At 59.5% G+C, this 18989-nt stretch carries 15 protein-coding genes; 6 read left to right on the top strand and 9 right to left on the bottom strand.

Annotation, left to right across the window (positions count from 1 at the left end):
• The first annotated feature begins 27 nt into the window (after window positions 1-27).
• Complete coding sequence (locus I6I72_RS02365) at window positions 28-1482, top strand: glyceraldehyde-3-phosphate dehydrogenase (protein ID WP_046646387.1); 1455 nt, start codon at window positions 28-30, stop codon at window positions 1480-1482.
• Window positions 1483-1548: 66 nt separating this feature from the next.
• On the opposite strand, the gene ppk2 is transcribed toward I6I72_RS02365, so the two are convergent.
• From ppk2 to I6I72_RS02325, 8 genes are all read right to left on the bottom strand, one after another.
• Window positions 1549-2427, bottom strand: coding sequence for a polyphosphate kinase 2 (gene ppk2 / locus I6I72_RS02360; RefSeq protein WP_005530031.1), 879 nt, complete (start codon window positions 2425-2427; stop codon window positions 1549-1551).
• 233 nt (window positions 2428-2660) lie between these two features.
• Window positions 2661-3533, bottom strand: a complete 873-nt coding sequence (locus tag I6I72_RS02355) for a fumarylacetoacetate hydrolase family protein (RefSeq protein WP_049152295.1) — start codon at window positions 3531-3533, stop codon at window positions 2661-2663.
• Window positions 3534-3550: 17 nt separating this feature from the next.
• On the bottom strand, window positions 3551-4099 hold the full coding sequence (gene pth / locus I6I72_RS02350; protein WP_005530027.1) for an aminoacyl-tRNA hydrolase: 549 nt from the start codon (window positions 4097-4099) through the stop codon (window positions 3551-3553).
• 109 nt (window positions 4100-4208) lie between these two features.
• Window positions 4209-4844: a 50S ribosomal protein L25/general stress protein Ctc gene (locus tag I6I72_RS02345; protein WP_005530025.1), complete on the bottom strand. Its 636-nt coding sequence runs from the start codon at window positions 4842-4844 to the stop codon at window positions 4209-4211.
• Window positions 4845-5174: 330 nt separating this feature from the next.
• Window positions 5175-5288: a DNA alkylation repair protein gene (locus tag I6I72_RS13950; RefSeq protein ID WP_366557303.1), complete on the bottom strand. Its 114-nt coding sequence runs from the start codon at window positions 5286-5288 to the stop codon at window positions 5175-5177.
• 209 nt (window positions 5289-5497) lie between these two features.
• Complete coding sequence (locus I6I72_RS02335; RefSeq protein WP_049062750.1) at window positions 5498-6472, bottom strand: ribose-phosphate diphosphokinase; 975 nt, start codon at window positions 6470-6472, stop codon at window positions 5498-5500.
• Between the two features lie 15 nt (window positions 6473-6487).
• Window positions 6488-7933, bottom strand: a complete 1446-nt coding sequence (gene glmU, locus I6I72_RS02330; protein ID WP_049062751.1) for a bifunctional UDP-N-acetylglucosamine diphosphorylase/glucosamine-1-phosphate N-acetyltransferase GlmU — start codon at window positions 7931-7933, stop codon at window positions 6488-6490.
• Between the two features lie 102 nt (window positions 7934-8035).
• A complete protein-coding gene (locus I6I72_RS02325) occupies window positions 8036-9259 on the bottom strand; it encodes an MFS transporter (protein WP_049062752.1) in 1224 nt (407 codons plus the stop codon).
• A gap of 79 nt (window positions 9260-9338) precedes the next feature.
• Between I6I72_RS02325 and I6I72_RS02320 the strand changes: the two genes are divergently transcribed.
• Window positions 9339-10967, top strand: coding sequence for a multicopper oxidase family protein (locus tag I6I72_RS02320; RefSeq protein WP_049062753.1), 1629 nt, complete (start codon window positions 9339-9341; stop codon window positions 10965-10967).
• 36 nt (window positions 10968-11003) lie between these two features.
• Here I6I72_RS02320 and I6I72_RS02315 read toward each other — a convergent pair whose 3' ends face one another.
• Entirely contained in the window at window positions 11004-11342 is a 339-nt protein-coding gene (locus I6I72_RS02315) for a hypothetical protein (RefSeq protein ID WP_049147582.1), read from the bottom strand.
• A 798-nt stretch (window positions 11343-12140) separates the two neighbouring features.
• On the opposite strand from I6I72_RS02315, the gene I6I72_RS02310 reads away from it, so the two are divergent.
• From I6I72_RS02310 to I6I72_RS02295, 4 genes are all read left to right on the top strand, one after another.
• Entirely contained in the window at window positions 12141-12749 is a 609-nt protein-coding gene (locus I6I72_RS02310; RefSeq protein ID WP_065420416.1) for a TetR/AcrR family transcriptional regulator, read from the top strand.
• Between the two features lie 12 nt (window positions 12750-12761).
• Entirely contained in the window at window positions 12762-16412 is a 3651-nt protein-coding gene (gene mfd / locus I6I72_RS02305) for a transcription-repair coupling factor (protein ID WP_049062776.1), read from the top strand.
• A 302-nt stretch (window positions 16413-16714) separates the two neighbouring features.
• Window positions 16715-17674, top strand: coding sequence for an HNH endonuclease signature motif containing protein (locus I6I72_RS02300; protein ID WP_049062556.1), 960 nt, complete (start codon window positions 16715-16717; stop codon window positions 17672-17674).
• A 277-nt stretch (window positions 17675-17951) separates the two neighbouring features.
• Complete coding sequence (locus I6I72_RS02295) at window positions 17952-18977, top strand: zinc-dependent alcohol dehydrogenase (RefSeq protein ID WP_005530002.1); 1026 nt, start codon at window positions 17952-17954, stop codon at window positions 18975-18977.
• Window positions 18978-18989 lie beyond the last annotated feature (12 nt).

Genomic DNA, 18989 nt, shown 5'->3' with positions numbered 1-18989 from the left:
CCCATGACGAGTAAAGGAAAAGAACACGTGACTGCGAACGCACAGGTTGGACACGCTGACTGGAACGAACGTCTCGAGCTTGCTCAGGAGATGATTCCGCTCATCCACCAACTGCACCGCACCAACAATGTCGTGACCACCATCTACGGTCGCGTCTTGAGTGGCGTGACGGACATCGACATCATGAAGGCTCACCGCTACGCTCGCCGTATCGCGAACCGCGAATTGTCCACCGCAGAGACCCTTCCCATCCTGAAGGAACTGTGCGACATGAACCTCGGCACTGCCTCCATCGACTTGGGCCGCCTGGCATCTGGCTACGCTGAGTCCAACTCCACCAGTCTGCGCAACTACCTCGAGCAGGAGCTCGTTGACCTGGTTGGCGCTGCCGTGGACAAGGAGTGCACCGACGTTGTGCTTTATGGCTTCGGCCGCATCGGCCGTCTGCTGGCCCGCATCCTGATCGCTCGTGAGGCTGCTTACGGTGGCGTTCGCCTGCGCGCAATTGTGGTCCGCAAGAAGGGCGACGGCGACATCTTCAAGCGCGCCTCTCTGCTGCGCCGTGACTCCGTCCACGGTGCTTTCAACGGCACCATCGGTGTGGACGAAGAGAACGAGGTCATCTGGGCAAACGGCACCAAGATTCAGATGATCTACGCCAACGACCCAACCGACATCGATTACACCTCCTACGGCATCGACAACGCCGTCCTCGTGGACAACACTGGTGTATGGCGCGACCGCAAGGGCCTGGAGCAGCACCTGGAATCCAAGGGTATCTCCCGCGTCCTGCTGACCGCACCGGGCAAGGGTGACCTGAAGAACATCGTCTACGGCATCAACCACGACACCATCGAGGACTCCGACAAGATCATCTCGGCTGCATCCTGCACCACCAACGGCATCACCCCTGTTCTCAAGGTCATCAACGACCGTTACGGCGTTGTCCACGGTCATGTGGAGACCGCGCACTCTTTCACCAACGACCAGAACCTGATCGATAACTTCCACAAGGGCGATCGCCGCGGCCGCGCAGCTGGCCTCAACATGGTTCTGACGGAGACCGGCGCTGCAAAGGCCGTGTCCAAGGCCGTTCCGGAGTTCGAGGGCAAGCTGACTGGTAACGCTATTCGCGTTCCTACCCCGGACGTGTCCATGGCTGTGCTGAACCTGGAGCTGGAGAAGGAAGTTGAGCGCGACGAGGTCAACGACTTCCTGCGTAACGTTTCCCTGCACTCCGACCTGCGCCAGCAGATTTCCTACATTGCTTCCCCAGAGGTTGTTTCCTCTGACTTCGTGGGATCCACCCACGCAGGCATTGTGGATGGTTTGGCAACCATCGCTTCCGGTAAGCACCTGGTTCTTTACGTGTGGTACGACAACGAGTTCGGCTACTCGAACCAGGTCATCCGCATCGTTGAGGAGATCGCAGGCGCGCGCCCACGCGTGTTCCCAACCCGCGTTGATGCAACTGAGCTCTAAAACTTAAAATGCCGCTGGCTCCCTTTCTCTGAAGGGGGACCAGCGGCCTTTTAGTTGCAGTGGGCGCTACTTTTTCTTTTTCTTCTTCTTTCCACCGGACTTCTTGGCGGCGGATACCTTGCTGCGCTCAAGGTTCGAGGCCACGTCTGGGACGTAGGCAAACTCGTCGCGTGGCGGGCGCTCGTACTCCTCGCCGGAAGAATCAGGGCGCTCCGGAACTTCTGGGACGTCTTGCTCGACGTGCTGATAAGGAACCGTCTTCAAGATGTGGTTGATGACGTTGATGCGCGAGCGCTTCTTGTCCTCAGATTCGACCGTGTACCACGGTGCGTTCGGGGTATTGGTATGCACAAACATCTCGTCCTTAGCGCGGGAGTAGTCTTCCCAACGGGTGATGGATTGAAGATCCATAGGGGAGAGCTTCCAGCGGCGAAGCGGATCGTTGCGACGAGACTTGAAGCGTGCGATCTGCTCTTCATCAGATACGGAGAACCAGTACTTCAGCAGGATGATTCCATCTTCGACGAGCATGTTCTCCAGCTGTGGGGCCTGGTGTAGGAAGCGAACGTACTCCTGCTGGGAGCAAAAGCCCATGACACGCTCGACGCCGGCGCGGTTGTACCAGGAGCGGTCAAAGATGACGATCTCGCCCTCTGTAGGAAGCTTTTCGATGTAGCGCTGGAAGTACCACTGGCCAGCCTCACGGTCGGTGGGCTTGGGCAGTGCTTCGATTCGGCAGGTGCGAGGGTTCAGGTACTGGGTGATGCGCTTGATTGCAGAGCCCTTACCTGCGGCGTCGCGGCCTTCCATGATGATGACAACACGGGCGCCGGTCTCAACTACCCACTGCTGCATTTCCACGAGTTCTGCTTGCAGGCGCTTGAGCTCTTCCTCGTACGCTGCCTTATCGAGCTTTGCGGGGGACTTTTTCTTATCTTTGCTCATTCTATTAATTTTAGCCTCTAGCTGCAGAAATGTTTAATGGTTTGGATAGAAACTCACCCCGCATTGCGCTGAGTCGGCCTCTGCGGCCGCGATGCGCGGTGGAAAGCCTGAGCACCGTTAACAGAGCATGCCGCGCGTCGCTGACTCAGTCCAAGGTAGTCGTGTGCGGGTCACGCAAACAGTATTAGTTTTAACAGGTATGGCTATGGGAAGGGGATTTGAAAGGAAGTTACCTAGCTACCTTGGCAGGTGCATTCCGCGCCGCAGCCGACCGGGGGCTCACCAAAATGCGTGGTGTTGGAAATCTCTCCCAAGCCGTCGATAGCAATCCGTACATTTTGCCCATCCTGGATAAAAGCTTGCGGGTCGCGCGCAAAGCCCACGCCCTCTGGGGTGCCAGTCACAATCACATCGCCGGGATTGAGTGGGTAGAGCTTCGAACAAAAAGCGATGAGCTCAGCCACAGAGAAAATGAGGTCATCGGTGTCGTCGTCCTGGCGGATATCCCCATCGACGGTGGTCTTCACAGCTGCATGCCCACCTGGTGCCCACTCATCAGCGGTGGTTAGCCACGGCCCGAAACCAGCGGTGCGGTAGAAGGACTTACCGGCGTGGAACTGAGTGGTACGACGCTGGTAGTCGCGTAGCGTGTAGTCATTCATGATGGCATAACCAGCGGCGTAGTTGAGCGCCTCAGCAACCGGCACGTTGTGCGCACGAGTACCAATGACCACGGCTAGTTCGCCCTCATAATCGAGCTGCTTGGTGGCCCATTCAGGAATGTAAATATCATCGAAAGGCCCGGTGAGGGCTTCCGGGAACTTGATGAACAGAGTCGGCTGCGTGGGAAGCTCGCGGCCCATTTCCCGCGCGTGTTTAGCGTAATTAACACCAACGCAGATGATTTTTCCAGGGGAGGGGATAACTGGCGCGAGGTCCTCATTGCGAAAGACAATGGGTTCGCCAGACAATTGCGCCGACTTCTGCCAATCTTCGGAGCGCAACAGCTCGCCGACGTCCTCGAAATCGAGCCCCACGCCGACGCCTGGGCCGTCGACGCGAATGGCTGTGGTTCCGTATTGGGTGCGTAGCGTGGCAAGTCTCATGGCGGATAGTTTACGCGTTAAGGAAGACGAGTTTCCTGAACTACCCGAATAATTTCGTCGGCTGCGTCGGCACAAATAATGGGGATTTCCGCGTTTTCCTGTTTCGACCAAGGCTTGAGCACAAAGCTCGCGGGGTCCATACGTCCCGGTGGGCGCCCAATACCGACCGAGAGGCGCTGGTAGTCCTTGGTTCCCAAGGATTTGGTGGTGGAGCGCAGACCGTTATGTCCATGATCGCCACCGCCGAAGCGGTGCTTGACGACGCCGAAATCAAGCTCCAGCTCATCGTGTACCACGATGAGCTGAGCAGGGTTGATTGAAAAGTACTGCAGAAGGGCCTTGATTGGTCCCCCGGATAGGTTCATGAAGCTTCGCGGCTTGGCCAAAACGAGTTTGGCGGAACCGAGGCGGGTCTCAGCGAGCTCAGTGTTGGATTTCTTGTGCACTGAGAAGTTTGTGTAGTTCTGGCCCACGATCTCATCGACCACGTCAAAGCCGATGTTGTGGCGTGTTCCTGCGTATTTGGGGCCTGGATTGCCAAGGCCAACAATGAGAAAACTATTCACTGCGCTATTGTCTCATGCTGCGAGGGATCTTGACCCCGAGAAGGACATAGTAAAACGGCGAAACGCCCGAGCTAGACGTAAATCTAGCGCGGGCGCAGAGAAGAGTGATTTACTCTTCAGTCTCTTCGGCGGACTCAGCGCCAGCCTCAGCGCCGCCTTCCTCAGCAGCCTCAGCAGCTTCCTCGAGCTCTTCGTCAACCTCAGGCAGGGAGATAGAAGCGATGATGGTCTCTGCATCTGCAACCAGGGTGGTGTCTTCTGGCAGGGTGATGTCGCCAGCGGTGACAACAGCGCCGTCCTCGAGGCCCTCGATGGAAACGGAGATCTCCTCTGGGATGTTCAGAACGTCTGCCTCAACGAGGAGGACGTCAGCATCCTGGATGAACATGAGGCCCGGTGCCGGCTCGCCCTCGAGGGTAACCGGAACCTCAACCTCAACCTTCTCGCCACGCTTAATGGAGAGGAGGTCGATGTGGTCGATGTCCAGGGTCAGAACGTTCTGGTCAACGTGCTTGACCATGACGAGGTGCTGCTCGCCCTCGAGCTCGAGCTCGAAAACAGCGTTGACGCCGTGTGCGCGAACCAGTGCGGTCAGCTCGATGCGGTCAACAGCGAAGTGCAGAACGTCAACGGCGTGACCGTAGACAACGCCTGGGACCTTGCCAGCAACGCGCAGGCGGCGAGCGAAGCCCTTGCCGAACTCGTTACGTACTTCTGCCTTCAATACCGGGCGGGTGTTTGCCATAGTAAAACTCCTAGTGTCAAAGATTGGTGCGGCGAGACTTTAGCGAGTTCGAAAACGGCGAAAGCCTGCCGATGGTCGTCTTGGTCGAGTCATCGCAGGCTTAAAACGTGTGAAATAACTTCTAATCGCGTCGATAACGGCTTTCCGATTCCGGGCAGCCCTCGCCGAGACAGCGAGAATCCTAACACGCAGCGCCGAGAGCAGGCAAGTTACTTCTGCTCTTCTTCGCCAACTACAGAACTATCGAAATTGAGTTGCTTAGCGGTGGTGTTTCAATGCTTCTCTGCGCGTGAGGTTTGCGACGTCATGCGAGCCTAGGAAGCCCAAAACTCAGGTGGGATTGGTGCGATAGAGATCGCGCAACGCCCAGCCGATGGCTTTGCTAATGAAGAATTCATTGCCAAAGCGGGTTCCTGGGAGGTTTTCTTTGATGGCATCCGCCAGTAGTTGCAGATCGGTAGCCTCACGTTTGCCGAGCTGACTGATAATCGCGGCGCGGCGTCGTTGCGCAAAGGCTCCAAAACCGCGCGCACTTCGCAGAAGGCCTCTGAGAGATTATCGGTCAAGGTCATCTATTTCTGTTTTTTGGGGGGAATGGAAAGACCGCCCAGCTGTGTGCTGGTCGGTCCTTTTACGTGCTGCTTATTAAGCGCTTAGTTCGACTCGAAGAGCGTGGTTACGGAGCCGTTTTCGAAGATCTCGTTGATGGTACGAGCCAGCAACGGAGCAATCGAAAGAACAGTCAGGTTGGACCAGCCCTCAGTGGACTGCGGAAGGGTGTCAGTGGTGATGACTTCCTCAGCACCACACTCGGACAGACGCTCGCGAGCCGGGTCGGAGAAGACGCCGTGGGTACAAGCGATAACGACGGACTTCGCGCCAGCTTCCTTCAGGACGCGGACAGCGCCGGCGATGGTTCCGCCGGTATCGATCATGTCGTCGAGCAGGACGCAGTCCTTGCCCTCGACCTCGCCGACAACGCGGTTAGATACGGTCTCGTTAGCAACCTCGGTGGAACGGGTCTTGTGAACGAAGGACAGTGGAGCGTCGCCAAGCTCATGTGCCCACTTCTCAGCCACCTTGACGCGGCCAGCATCCGGGGAAACCACAGCGAGGTTATCCAGGGAGTACTTGGACTTGATGTAGTCCACGAGGATCGGCATTGCGTGCATGTGATCAACGGGGCCGTCGAAGAAGCCCTGAATCTGGTCGGTGTGCAGATCCACGGAAACGATGCGGTCCGCGCCAGCAGCCTGCAGCAGGTCAGCAACGAGGCGAGCGGAAATCGGCTCGCGGCCACGGTGCTTCTTATCCTGGCGTGCGTATGGGTAGAACGGCAGGATGGCGGTGATGCGCTTTGCGGAACCACGCTTGAGCGCATCGATCATGATGAGCTGTTCCACCAGCCACTTGTTCAGCGGCTGGGTGTGGGACTGCATCACGAAGCAGTCTGCACCACGCACGGATTCCTCGAAGCGGATGAAGATTTCACCGTTAGCGAAGTCGCGAGCAGTGGTTGGAACGAGGTCCGTCTTCAGTTCCTTGGCCACAGCCTCAGCCAGTTCTGGGTGTGCACGCCCAGAAAAGAGCTTCATGTTCTTGCTGCTGCCGGTTACCTTGCCTGTCATGGGCGGTAATTCCCCTTACTTGTTGTTGTCCTGTGCGCGGGCGGCAGCCTCAGCTGCCGGAGTTCCCGGACGCTTCTTTTGAACCCAGCCTTCGATGTTGCGCTGCTTGCCACCGGAGACCACGAGTGCTCCCGGAGGAACATCTTCCTTGATAACTGTACCCGCACCCGAGTACGCGCCATCACCGACATTGACTGGTGCGATAAACATCGTGTCAGATCCGGTGCGCACGTGGCTGCCGATTACGGTGTGATGCTTGTTAACACCGTCGTAGTTGACGAATACGGAGGAAGCGCCGATGTTGGACTCCTCGCCAACGGTGGCGTCGCCGATGTAGGTCAAGTGCGGAACCTTGGAACCGCGTCCAATCTGGGCATTCTTTGCCTCGACGAAGCCGCCGAGCTTGCCGTTTTCACCGACCTCGGTCTTCGGGCGGATGAAGGTAAACGGGCCGACATTGGCGTTAGCGCCAATCACAGACTCGGAACCGTGGGTGCGGATGACCTTGGCGCCCTCACCGATGGTCATGTCGGTCAGGGTGGTGTCAGGGCCGATCTCGGCGTTGTCCGCGATGGAAGTCTTTCCCCACAATTGGGTGCCCGGATGGATGAGAACGTCGGAGCCGATGGTCACGTCCACGCCGATCCAGGTGGTTTCCGGATCCACGATGGTGGCGCCACCGCGCATGGCGGTTTCCACGGTGCGGCGGTTGAGCTCGCGGCCAGCAGCGGCGAGCTGGACGCGGTCATTGACGCCTGCCAGCTCGCCGGCGTCGGCAGCAATGTGCGCGCCGACGTTGTGACCGGCGGTGCGGGCGATTTCCAGAACATCGGTGATGTAGAGCTCGCCCTGGGCGTTGTTGGAATCCAGCTTGGTCAGGGCGGCTCGCAAAATAGCGCCGTCGAAAGCGAAAACCCCGGAGTTTACCTCATCGATGCTCAGTTGCTCAGGCGCAGCGTCCTTTTGCTCGACGATGGCCTTGACGGAACCGTCCGTGTCACGCACGATGCGGCCGTAACCGGTTGGGTCATCCAGCTGCATCGACAGAACGGTGACTGCGTTACCGGCGGCCACGTGGGCGTCGTAAAGCCCGCGGATGGTTTCCGGACGCAGCAGCGGAACGTCGCCGTTGGTGACGATGACGGTGCCGGTGAAGTCGGGGAGTGGGGCAAGGCCGCACTGTACCGCGTGGCCTGTGCCGTTCTGCTCCTCCTGAACAGCCTGTGCGACCTCGCGGCCGAGCTCTGCCGCAATAGCCTCGACGGCAGGGGAGACCTGGTCGCGCTGGTGACCGACCACAGCAACGAGGTGCTTGGGGTTAAGACCAGCTGCAGCGTGTAATGCGTGGCCGATGAGTGGGCGCCCTCCGATTTCGTGCAGTGTCTTTTGCTTGGCGGACTTCATGCGGGTGCCAGCGCCTGCCGCTAAAACAACAATGGCGCAGTCAGTTGTATCTGCCACGAGTTTCTTCGTTCTCCTGTGGTTGGGTCTTAGGGGAGTATTGCCTCACATCTTAACGCCGGGGTGCGCACTGGGAGCAAGCGACGGCAAGAATGCCGTCTTTTATTCCGAGACCTCACGCAACATGCGGGCTCGCCAGGCGCCCACACAACCCAATGCCGCGAGGAAGAGCAACGCGGCAGTTGGGCCGGCCAGTGAAATCACCGCCGAGATTCCGCCCACCATGAGCAAGATGGCGCCCATCATGGTGTTAGCGGCGCCCACATAAAAAGTGCGCTTGTCACCGCCAGCGATGTCCACGATGTAGGTCTTGCGTGCCACGCGAATTGCCGTGTGTGCCAGATTGACAAGGAAGAATCCCAACGGCAGCGCCCACGCAGTTACCCAGTGAGGGGCCCACTGCGCGCAGGCAACGACTGCCAGCAACGTCACTGATGCGGCGGCAGAGGCCCATGCCATGACCAGCCGGGAAGATCGATCGGACCAGATGCCGGAAATCTTGCCGCCGACCAGGCTGGCCAGGCTGGAAGCGAGCACGAACCCGCCTAGACCGCTGAGCGCAGTACTGCCGACTTGGTGAGACAGTGTGACAATGAACGTCGTGGACAATGCCGTCACGAGGAGAAGCGCACGCACGTTGACGAAGCGGCGGAAGTCCGCATCCTCGGTATAGAGTCCCCACGTGTCGCGCCACCAATGCGACTTGCTGGGGTCTTGGGCATTGTCTGGAACCGGCTCATCGATGGCGTGGAAGACCGCCGCGGCGATGAACCAGCTGGCCGCGCCGCATCCCAGGACCGCGGCTAGCCCGAGCGGTGGAAGTTGGCCGAGGGCCGCGAGCACCAAACCGATAAGCAGCGTCACCGCGCCCGTGGCTTGGGCAGCAAGGCCGGTGACCTCACCGCGGCTGCCCTTTGAGATGGTGCGTCCCTGAACGTCCTTGCCGGTGAGCGAACACAAAGCGCGAAAGACGGAAAGCACTGCCAATGCGGCAATGGTGACAACACCGAGAAGCCATCCGTGGAACAGTGCTGCAGCGACGGCAACAACGACGGCACAGCAGCCCTGGATGAGCGAGCCCCAGACCCACAGCTTCTTGCGCGCTGGCCGGGAGGTTACCCAGGGGCTGAGTGCGGCCTGCGGCAGCATCGATCCAGACTCGCGGATAGGGACGAGGAGCGCGGTGAAGAAGTGAGGGACTCCGACCTGTGCGAAAAGCCAGGGGAGAACCGTCTTGCCGGACACCAGTTGGTCGCCGATTCCTTGCAGCGCATTGGACCACGCGAAAAGGCGGGCAGGACGAGTTTCATTGTCTGGGATTGACATGGTTTAAAGCGTATGTGATTCAGGACCGCTTTAGCCTAATCCGGCGCGGTGGCGTCGCTATTTTAATAATCTGGGGTACATGGCTTTTTCGCGTCGAGTGTTTTTCAAAGGCGGATTGCTCGTTACTACGGCAGTGGTCGCGGGGTCTGCGCTGGCAGCTTGTTCTTCGAATAAGGATCAGCCTGCGCCGGTGGGTTACGACTCCGAACCGCGCCCGCTTCCCATCCCGCCGGTATTGAAAGGCGAGATGGAAGGCGATACCCGAGTATTCAAGCTCACCGCCCAAGACGGATACTCCGAGGTCATTCCGGGCAACAAGAACACCCGCACCTGGGGCTTTAACGGCCCGTTCCTCGGCCCGACGCTGCGCGCCCACAAGGGCGACAAGGTTCGCGCGGAAATCACCAACAACCTGGTGGAAATGACCACAGTGCATTGGCACGGAATGAAGCTTCCGGCCTATTCCGATGGTGGACCACACTCGCCGATTGAGGTAGGCAAGACCTGGAAGCCACAGTGGGAGATCGTGCAGCCAGCGGCTACCGTTTGGTACCACCCGCACCCGCATATGGCCACGGCAACCCATGCCTACCGCGGACTTGCTGGCATGTTTATCTTGGACGACGACGTATCGGATAAGCTCGACATTCCTTCTGAGTACGGCGTGGATGACATTCCGGTGGTCATTATGGATGCGAAGTTCACTGAGGACGGCCAGCTCGATCACCAGGTTGACGGCACGCTCGGTCTCCTGGGCACTACCCCTGTGGTTAACGGCATCACGAATGCTTCTTTCGCCGCGACCACGCGCCGGGTTCGTCTGCGCTTGCTCAACGGCGCTTCGATGCGTTTCTACACGCTGGCCCTGGATAATGGGACGCCGTTTAACGTCATCGCTACTGACTCCGGGCTTCTCGACGCCCCCGTCGAGGTCGACGAGCTGCTCATCGGACCAGGCGAGCGCATCGAGGTCCTCGTGGACTTGGAGCCCGGCAAGGACGTGGTGTTGCAGTCGGTGCCGCGCAAGGACAACTTCAGCATCCCCGAAGATGAGTACTCCGCGGACTTTGGCTTCAGGGACAGCTTTGACATCCTGCATATCACCGCGCCGGGGGAGGATGCGCCTGCAGCGCCAGCTCTGCCGCAAACCTTGGACCCCGCGGCTGCCGACGTCCCATCGGCCGAGGGGCTGACTGAGCGCGAGTTCGTGCTCAATACCTTCATGATTAACGGTGAGACCATGGACATGGCCCGCGTGGACACCGTGATCGAGGAAGACAAGCCTGAGGTATGGACTGTGACCAACGAAAATAGCGATTGGCCGCACAACTTCCACATCCACAATTCGCGTTTCAAGGTCTTGTCTTATGACTATGGCGATGGCAAAGACATCGCGGTTCCGACGATGGGCTGGAAGGACATCGTCAATCTTCCGCCCAAGGCAACCGCCAAGCTGCTCGTGGAGTTGGGCTACTTCCCGGATAAGACCATTCCGTACATGTACCACTGCCACATGCTCCTGCACGAGGACAAGGGCATGATGGGTCAGATGGTTGTGGTGAACAAGGGCGAAAAACCTGACGTTCGCGTCAAGCCGGCGGCGCTTGTATTCGAGAAGGCTGCTGGGTCGTCACATAGCGTACATGCTGGGCAAGTAGTGGACTCATCCCGTAGCCCGTACGCGACGCCGAGCGCGGAGGCTTCCTAGCGCTTAAGTGTCCTTTATTGTGGCCGTGCAGATGATTTAGTCAGGATCCAAGATGCTGAAGAAGCAAACTTCCGGAAAGTCCGTCATTACGGCAAAGAAGATTTCGAGCAGTCGTTCACCGAGGTGATCTAGGTAGTCTTCAGTGAGCGCTTGCCCGTCTGTCGGCCGCAGCTCGATGCGCACCTGACAATTGCTCTTTTGACACTGGCCACTTGAATCCTCTGGTGGTATTTCAAAATCTTCTTGCGGATCCATATCTAGAACTACGGATATCACAGTGGCTGCGGTGAGCTGATCCTGCAGGTGACTTTCCAGGCAGAGCAACAGGCGCTCGGCATCCGTGGCCGTGGCGTGCAGGTAAAGAGTTTCCAGCATGTTTTCCCTATTTAGCGTTAGCGGTTAACTACAGGCTCGGGGCTGTCGCGCAAGAGAGTTTAGTATCTGTTTCAAAACTAGGCTTGGCACGATGTGTAATATTTGAAGTTTTCGAGGCGAAAATAACAGACAATTTCAGAGCGCACTCTCGTCTAAGCTCTAATTCCTTTAACTCATCAAGAGTTTAAGCAGTACTACCCAGATCCTGATGTAGCTGAGTCGCTAAAGGCTAAAGCTCCCGAGGTTTATGAAACTTGGATTGCGACGACTCAGGACTCGATTGAGACGGAGAACTATGCCCGCAGAAAAACGGTTGATGGTTCATTTAAACTTGCTAGGAGAGGTCAGCTAATCGGCGCTTTCAGCGTAGTTGCAGTGCTGCTCCTGGGTGGTTGGTGCGCGTATTTGGGCAAAACGTGGATTGCTGCATTCCTTGTAGGAATCGATGTTGTTGCTTTGGCTGCGGTATTTGTGCCAGTTAAGGAGAAATCTACAAAGAGCAACGGCTCAACCTAGAAAGACGGGAAATCCTTCAAGATTTCGTCCGCATGCCCTTTTGCTACTTAGGCCTTGGGCCTTATTATCGAAGCTAGAAACCCCCACCGACCAGCATTTTTAATGGTCGGCGAGGGCCGGAAGAAGCTTCCCCACCAGGACTCGAACCTAGAATGACGGTACCAAAAACCGTAGTGTTGCCGATTACACCATGGGGAATAACCGCGCGCTCAAGGCGTGCGTTGCTAATAGTACCTGACGCACATGCCTTAATTACAAATGCCACCCACTAAGCTTGATCGCATGGTTCGACAGAGGATGACTGGACGCGAACGTCGCGAGCAATTGATCGTGATTGGCCGAGCGGCTTTTGCCGAGCTGGGCTTCGACGGCGCCAGTGTGGAGGAGATTGCGGCGCGAGCTGGCGTTTCCAAGCCCGTGGTCTATGAGCACTTCGGAGGGAAAGAAGGCCTCTATGCGGTCATCGTGGACCGTGAGATGCTCGCGCTGGAGGAGGTGATTACGCATTCGCTTAGCGACGGCACGTGGCGCGAGCGCATCGAGAAAGCCACTGTTGCACTTTTAAACTACGTGGAGCAAGAAACCGATGGGTTCTTAATCCTCGTGCGTGACTCCAAGCCCGGCGACGAACGCTCCTATTCCACTTTGCTTAATTCCTCCGTGGGGCAGGTTTCCTATATCCTAGGCTCCGCCTTCGAGCGCCGCGGCCTCGACGCGAAACTGGCAGGACTTTATGCCCAAGCGCTAGTCGGCATGGTCTCGATGACCGCCCAATGGTGGCTGGACACCCGCCAGCCGGCAAAGGAAGTGGTGGCTGCGCACATCGTAAACTTGTGCTGGAATGGGCTGTCTGGAATGGAAGCTAAGCCAAAATTGAGAGGAACTAACTAAGTGGCAACGCCGATGCTCGCCGGACTACTCAAGGTCGCGGCTTCCGACCCGAAACTCAAAGGGCTTGCCACCCAGGTAGGCGAGCCACACCTGCACATCACCGGCATCGACCAAGCGCGCCCGTGGGCTATCGGCACGCTGGCGAATCAGGCGCCCGTGCTTGTCGTCACCGCCACCGGCCGTGAGGCCGAGGACCTCACCGCGGAGCTAACCGCGATGATGGGGGACAAGGTTGCCCAGTTCCCGGCGTGGGAAACCCTTCCGCACGAACGCCTTTCGCCCGGCGCGGATATCGTGGGCCGCCGCGCGCAGGTGCTGCACCGCATTGCAGAAGGCAAGCTGCGCGTCGTCGTCACGGCAGCGCGTGGATATAGCCAACCGATCTTGAAAAACGTGGAAGGCCGCAGCCCGATCAGCCTGGCCGAGGACATGGAAATAGAGCTCGAGGCCATCGTCTCCCAGCTGGAGTTTCGTGCCTATAAGCACGTGGACATGGTGGCCAAGCGCGGCGAGTATGCCGTCCGCGGCGGCATCTTGGATGTCTTTCCCACGACGCTCGATTACCCGGTGCGTGTGGAGTTCTGGGGCGATGAAATTACCGATATCAGGCAGTTTTCCGTCGCCGACCAGCGCGCGATTCCAGAGATTGAGGTCGGCGCGGTGGACATCTTCCCGGCGCGTGAGCTTCCGATTACTGACGACGTCGCCAAGCGTGCCCAAGACCTTGCCCTCCAGCACCCGGGCAATGCTGCCCTCGTGGAGCTTTTGACCAGGGTAGGTGAGCATATTCCGGCCGACGGCATGGAGGCGCTGCTTGCGGTGCTTAGCGACGCCCCGCTGGTTACCCTTCCCGAATTCATGCCGGAGGGTACCCACGTGCTGCTGGTCGCGCCGGAAAAGATTCGCACCCGTATTGCGGATCTAGAGTCCACGGACGCGGAATTCTTGGCTGCCGGTTGGGAAGCCGCTGCCATGGGGGCGGATGGTCCTTTGGCTGCTGAAGGCCTGGATACCGAGGCCGCTAGCTACCGTTCCTACGAGTCTTTGGAAGCAACGTGCGCTAACGCGAATTTGCCGCTGTGGACCTTTGCTCCTCCTGGAATGTTCATGGCCGACGAGTCGCAGACCTTGCCGCTCGAGTATGAACCGGGCCCGACGCCACGTGGTGACGTCAAGGAGATCGACGCCATGATGGCGCAGCTGCTCGCGCATACCCGCGATGGCGGGCGTGCGGCGTTTATCGCGCCGGCTCAGGGTGCTATCAAGCGCATGGTGGAACGCTTTGCCGAGAAGGGGATTCGCACCAAGGTCGCAACGCCCGGCTGGGAACCGACCCCGGGTGAGGTCACGCTATACCAGGCGCTCTCGCATGCGGGCCTGGTGTTCCCCAAGGCACGCAGCCAGGGTGGCGCCACCAAGGAGGCCCTGCCGCTGGTTGTGGTGACGGAGACGGACCTGACGGGTAACCGCGTGGGCGACATTGCCGGCGCTAAGCGACGCCCCGCCAAGCGCCGCAACCGCGTCGATCCGCTCGCATTGAAGCAGGGCGATCACGTGGTGCATGAGACCCACGGCATCGGCCGCTTCCTGAAGATGGCTGAGCGCACGATCCAGTCTGGTGACGAGACCTCGCGCCGCGAGTACATCGTCTTGGAATACGCGGCGTCGAAGCGCGGCCAGCCGGCCGATCAGCTCTGGGTGCCGATGGACTCGCTGGACCTGTTGTCGAAGTACACCGGCGGCGAGAAGCCGACGCTGTCCAAGATGGGCGGCTCGGACTGGAAGAACACCAAGAAGAAGGCGCGTGCCGCTGTCCGCGAGATCGCGGGCGAGTTGGTGGAACTTTATGCCAAGCGTCAGGCTTCGCCGGGCCACCAGTTTGCGCCGGATACACCGTGGCAGGCGGAGATGGAAGACAACTTCCCGTACGTCGAGACTGAGGACCAAATGCTGGCCATCGACGCGGTCAAAGAGGACATGGAGTCCACCGTTCCCATGGACCGGGTGGTCGTGGGCGACGTGGGCTACGGCAAGACCGAGGTAGCGGTGCGCGCAGCCTTCAAGGCAGTGCAGGACGGAATGCAGGTGGCGGTTCTCGTACCTACCACTCTGCTTGCGCAGCAGCATGCGGATACCTTCCGCGAACGCATGACGGGTTTCCCTGTCAATATCCAGGTGCTGTCCCGCTTTACGTCGACGAAGGATGCCAAGGAGATTGTCTCCGGCCTAGCAGACGGTTCTGTCGATATCGTCATCGGAACGCATCGCCTGCTGCAAACAGGTGTGCATTGGAAGAACCTGGGCCTCATTGTGGTTGACGAGGAGCAACGCTTCGGCGTCGAGCACAAGGAACACATCAAGGCGCTTAAGGCTTCGGTGGACGTGCTGACGATGTCGGCGACGCCAATTCCGCGCACCCTCGAGATGTCCATGGCGGGTATCCGCGAAATGTCTACTATTCTGACCCCGCCGGAGGACCGCCATCCGGTCCTGACTTATGTGGGTGCCTACGAGGACAAGCAGATTGCCGCGGCCATTCGTCGCGAGCTGTTGCGTGATGGCCAGACTTTCTTCATCCACAACAAGGTCTCTGATATTGAGAAGAAGGCGCGCGAGCTCCGCGAACTCGTGCCAGAGGCCCGCATCGTGGTTGCGCACGGCCAGATGAACGAGGAAGCCCTCGAACAGACCGTGCAGGGTTTCTGGGATCGCGAGTACGACGTCCTGGTTTGTACCACCATCGTGGAGACAGGCTTGGATATCGCGAATGCCAATACGCTCATCGTGGAGAACGCCCACCACATGGGCTTGTCCCAGTTACATCAGCTACGCGGGCGCGTGGGTCGTTCCCGTGAGCGCGGCTATGCCTACTTCCTGTACCCGAAGGGCGCCACGCTGACGGAGACTTCCTACGACCGCCTGGCCACCATTGCGCAGAACAATGATCTGGGCGCCGGCATGGCCGTGGCGATGAAGGACTTGGAGATGCGTGGTGCCGGTAACGTGCTGGGTGCCCAGCAGTCCGGTCACATTGCAGGCGTGGGCTTCGACCTGTACGTGCGGTTGGTGGGCGAGGCGGTTGAGACCTTCAAGGCCTTGGCACGTGGCGAGGTTCCCAAGGCCACTGACGACGGCCCGAAGGAGATCCGCCTCGACCTGCCAGTCGACGCCCACATCCCTGAGGATTACATCAACTCTGAGCGTTTGCGCTTGGAGGTCTACCGCAAGTTTGCGGCGTCCAAAGACAATGCGGACCTGCAGCTGGCAGTGGAGGAGATGGAGGACCGCTACGGCCCGCTGCCGCAGCCGGTTACTCGTTTGCTTGCGGTAGCACGCTTGCGCCACCAGGCCCGCCGCGCCGGCGTCTCGGACATCACGGTCCAAGGCACGCGCATCAAGGTCCACCCAGTGGAGCTGCCAGACTCCAAGCAGGTTCGTCTCAAGCGCCTGTTCCCCGGCTCGAACTACCGCGCCGCGGCGAAGGCTATTCAGCTCAACTTCCCCAAGGCGGGCCGCAACGTCACGGACCCGAAGCTACGCGACGTCGAGCTGCTGCAGTGGGTCGCGGACTTCCTGTCGCAGATGTTCGACATCGATCAGGCGGACGTCACCGGCGGCAAGACCCCGCGGAAGATGGGCAACGTTATTTCCGTGAGCGAGTAGCGCTTTCTAGAAGTTGCGCAGGAACGACAGCGAGCTCAGTGCAAAGAGCATCGCCGGGCCCGCAAGCAGCGGGCCAAGCCCGGCCTCGCTGGCCGCGGCGAAATTGATAGTGGACCTTCAGGCTAACCGAGGCCCACGCAATTGATAGGGGTGTCCGCCTCGCGATTCCACCGGCACGCTCGCGTCGAAAAGTGCTGACCTGCACGTTTATCCCCTCATTACCCCTGTTCGAATACCCCTGTTCGACTAATACATTGGACAATCGGTTGCAGGCTTTCCGATGCCTCTTTATCCTCCGTGGCATGACCGTCTCGATCTTCGATGCTCTTGCTCTCGGTGTCGATTCTCTCAAGGAAGCCGCTGGCCTCACCGTGGCTGAACTCCGCGACCGCGGCCTAACACTCGCCGACGCGAAGTTCATCTACCCCTTGGCCGCCGTCTACTGGCGCACTAAGCCCAAAGGCATCGCCGAGGCCCGCAAGGCCGCCCGCGCTGCCGGCCATTCCCTGCGCGTGCTCGCCCGCATCGAGGTGCTCGCCGCGCGCTGCGACGACCCCAACGCCGCCCGCGTGACCTTGTGTGGCACGGCGGAGACCAAGCTCGATGAGGTCGGCGCGAGTCTTGCCAAGCCGAAGACCCGCGTGGAGTCTGCCCGCCATACCTATGGCAAAGACGGCTGGCACCGTTTGGTGATTAACACCCAAGACCCGTGGCTGATGGACATGCTCGGCGCGCTGCCTGGCGACGACCTGCTCGACGGGTTCAAACAGTTCGTCGCTGGCGGGGAGCAAATTCAGGCCCCAGCCCGTGCTGCGCACGTAGTTATTCGTCTCGACGAGCACGAGGAATACCTCAAAGAAGACAAGCTCATTCGCGCCACGGACGGGACGGTGCGCCCGGCGCGCCTATTGGCTCAGGAAAAGCTGGCCGAGGTCGGCTACGTCACCCTGGTGACCAATTGGGGCGAGCCGGTGGATTGTTTTAAGTCGACGCCGATCTTCAACGAGAAGCAAACACTCATGGCGTTTGCGCTGCATCCGCAGTGTATTCACCCAGGATGTGTGACCCCGGCTCTGTTGTGCGAGCGTGACCACTTCATCCCGCGGAACAAGGGCGGCGACACGAACGTCGCGAACCTCGTACCGTTATGCCGGTTCCATAACGGACGCAAGGCCGACGGGGACTCGTATACCCGTGATGCCGAGGGCAACTATTGGTACGTCACGCCCTACGGCAAGCGCTACCTCTGCACCGTGGACTAACCCCCACAAACGAAACCCCGGCCGCGGCCGGGGCGATTCGGCATGCCTTCGCGCGGTATGGGGGGAAACGACCGCGGTTAATGAAATAGGTATTCATTTATGCAGGTCGGGGGTAAAAATGCAATCTTTGCAGGCTGAATGCTCTATATCACTCATCGCGTCGGATTCGTGTTAATTCACAGATTTGCGGAATTTGCAGCGGGGTAGAGCGGTACACGCGCGCGGGCGAGATTTCTAGTCTGGGTGACGTCATCGACCCGTAGTAAAGGAGTACATAATGAGTGATACATTCACCGCCGCTGTCGTCGAAGAATTCGGACCTACCCTGAATATCCGTGAGGCGGATCTTCCGGAACCGGGGCGCAACCAAGCGCTCGTGCGTAACCTTGCGTCGGGCATCTGCCACACGGACGTCCACGCCGCGGAAGGCGACTGGCCGGTTAAGCCGGAGCCACCCTTCATCCCGGGGCACGAGGGTGTGGGCGAAGTGGTCAAGCTGGGACCAGGCGAGCACACCGTCGAGGTGGGCGACATCGTGGGCAACGTCTGGCTGTGGTCCGCCTGCGGTGTGTGCGAGAAGTGCCGCACCGGCTGGGAAACGCTGTGTGACGAGGCGGAATATGGCGGCTACACCGTGGACGGCTCGTTTGGCGAGTACATGCTCGTGGACACCCGCTACTGCGCACGCATTCCGGAAGGCTCGGACCCGATCGAGGTCGCGCCGATTCTCTGCGCTGGCGTCACGGTTTACAAGGGGCTCAAGGTCTCAGAGACGCGCCCGGGCCAGTTCATGGTCATCTCCGGCATCGGTGGACTGGGCCACATCGCGGTGCAATACGCCGTCGCCATGGGCATGCGCGTCATCGCGGTGGATATCTCAGAAGAGAAGCTAGCGCTGGCGAAGAAGCACGGCGCCGAGTACACCGTCAACGCCAAGGAAGCGGACCCGGCCGAGGCCGTTACTGAGTATACCAAGGGCGGCGCCCACGGCGTGCTCGTTACGGCCGTCCACCCGCAGGCGTTCGGCCAGGCCATCGGCATGGCGCGCAAGGGCGGCACCATCGTCTTCAACGGCCTGCCGCCGGGAGAGTTCCCCGCGCCCATCTTCGACATCGTATTCAAGGGCCTCACCATCCGCGGCTCGCTCGTGGGTACACGCCAGGATCTCGAGGAGGCGCTCGACTTCTACGCCCGCGGCATGATTAAGCCGACGGTCGAGGAAGTCAAGCTCAACGAGGTCAACGAGGTCTTCGAGGGGCTTATCAAGGGCGGCATCGAAGGCCGCCGCGTCATTCGCTATTAGGGCGGAGTCCGC

Origin of the sequence: Corynebacterium striatum (assembly GCF_016728105.1) — a bacterium.
In the GTDB taxonomy this organism is placed as follows: Bacteria; Actinomycetota; Actinomycetes; order Mycobacteriales; family Mycobacteriaceae; genus Corynebacterium; species Corynebacterium striatum.
The sequence above is the reverse complement of the archived record's forward strand: the minus strand, read 5'-3'. Positions and strand labels throughout refer to the sequence as shown.

Bases quoted from the DNA above. Each gene is read 5' to 3' on its own strand.
- I6I72_RS02355 (WP_049152295.1), bottom strand. From the start codon at position 3,533: ATGAGACTTGCCACGCTACGCACCCAATACGGAACCACAGCCATTCGC.
- I6I72_RS02320 (WP_049062753.1), top strand. From the start codon at position 9,339: ATGGCTTTTTCGCGTCGAGTGTTTTTCAAAGGCGGATTGCTCGTTACT.
- I6I72_RS02295 (WP_005530002.1), top strand. From the start codon at position 17,952: ATGAGTGATACATTCACCGCCGCTGTCGTCGAAGAATTCGGACCTACC.
- I6I72_RS02335 (WP_049062750.1), bottom strand. From the start codon at position 6,472: ATGACAGGCAAGGTAACCGGCAGCAGCAAGAACATGAAGCTCTTTTCT.
- I6I72_RS02345 (WP_005530025.1), bottom strand. From the start codon at position 4,844: ATGGCAAACACCCGCCCGGTATTGAAGGCAGAAGTACGTAACGAGTTC.
- I6I72_RS02300 (WP_049062556.1), top strand. From the start codon at position 16,715: ATGACCGTCTCGATCTTCGATGCTCTTGCTCTCGGTGTCGATTCTCTC.
- I6I72_RS02315 (WP_049147582.1), bottom strand. From the start codon at position 11,342: ATGCTGGAAACTCTTTACCTGCACGCCACGGCCACGGATGCCGAGCGC.
- mfd (WP_049062776.1), top strand. From the start codon at position 12,762: ATGCTCGCCGGACTACTCAAGGTCGCGGCTTCCGACCCGAAACTCAAA.
- ppk2 (WP_005530031.1), bottom strand. From the start codon at position 2,427: ATGAGCAAAGATAAGAAAAAGTCCCCCGCAAAGCTCGATAAGGCAGCG.
- I6I72_RS02310 (WP_065420416.1), top strand. From the start codon at position 12,141: ATGGTTCGACAGAGGATGACTGGACGCGAACGTCGCGAGCAATTGATC.
- I6I72_RS02325 (WP_049062752.1), bottom strand. From the start codon at position 9,259: ATGTCAATCCCAGACAATGAAACTCGTCCTGCCCGCCTTTTCGCGTGG.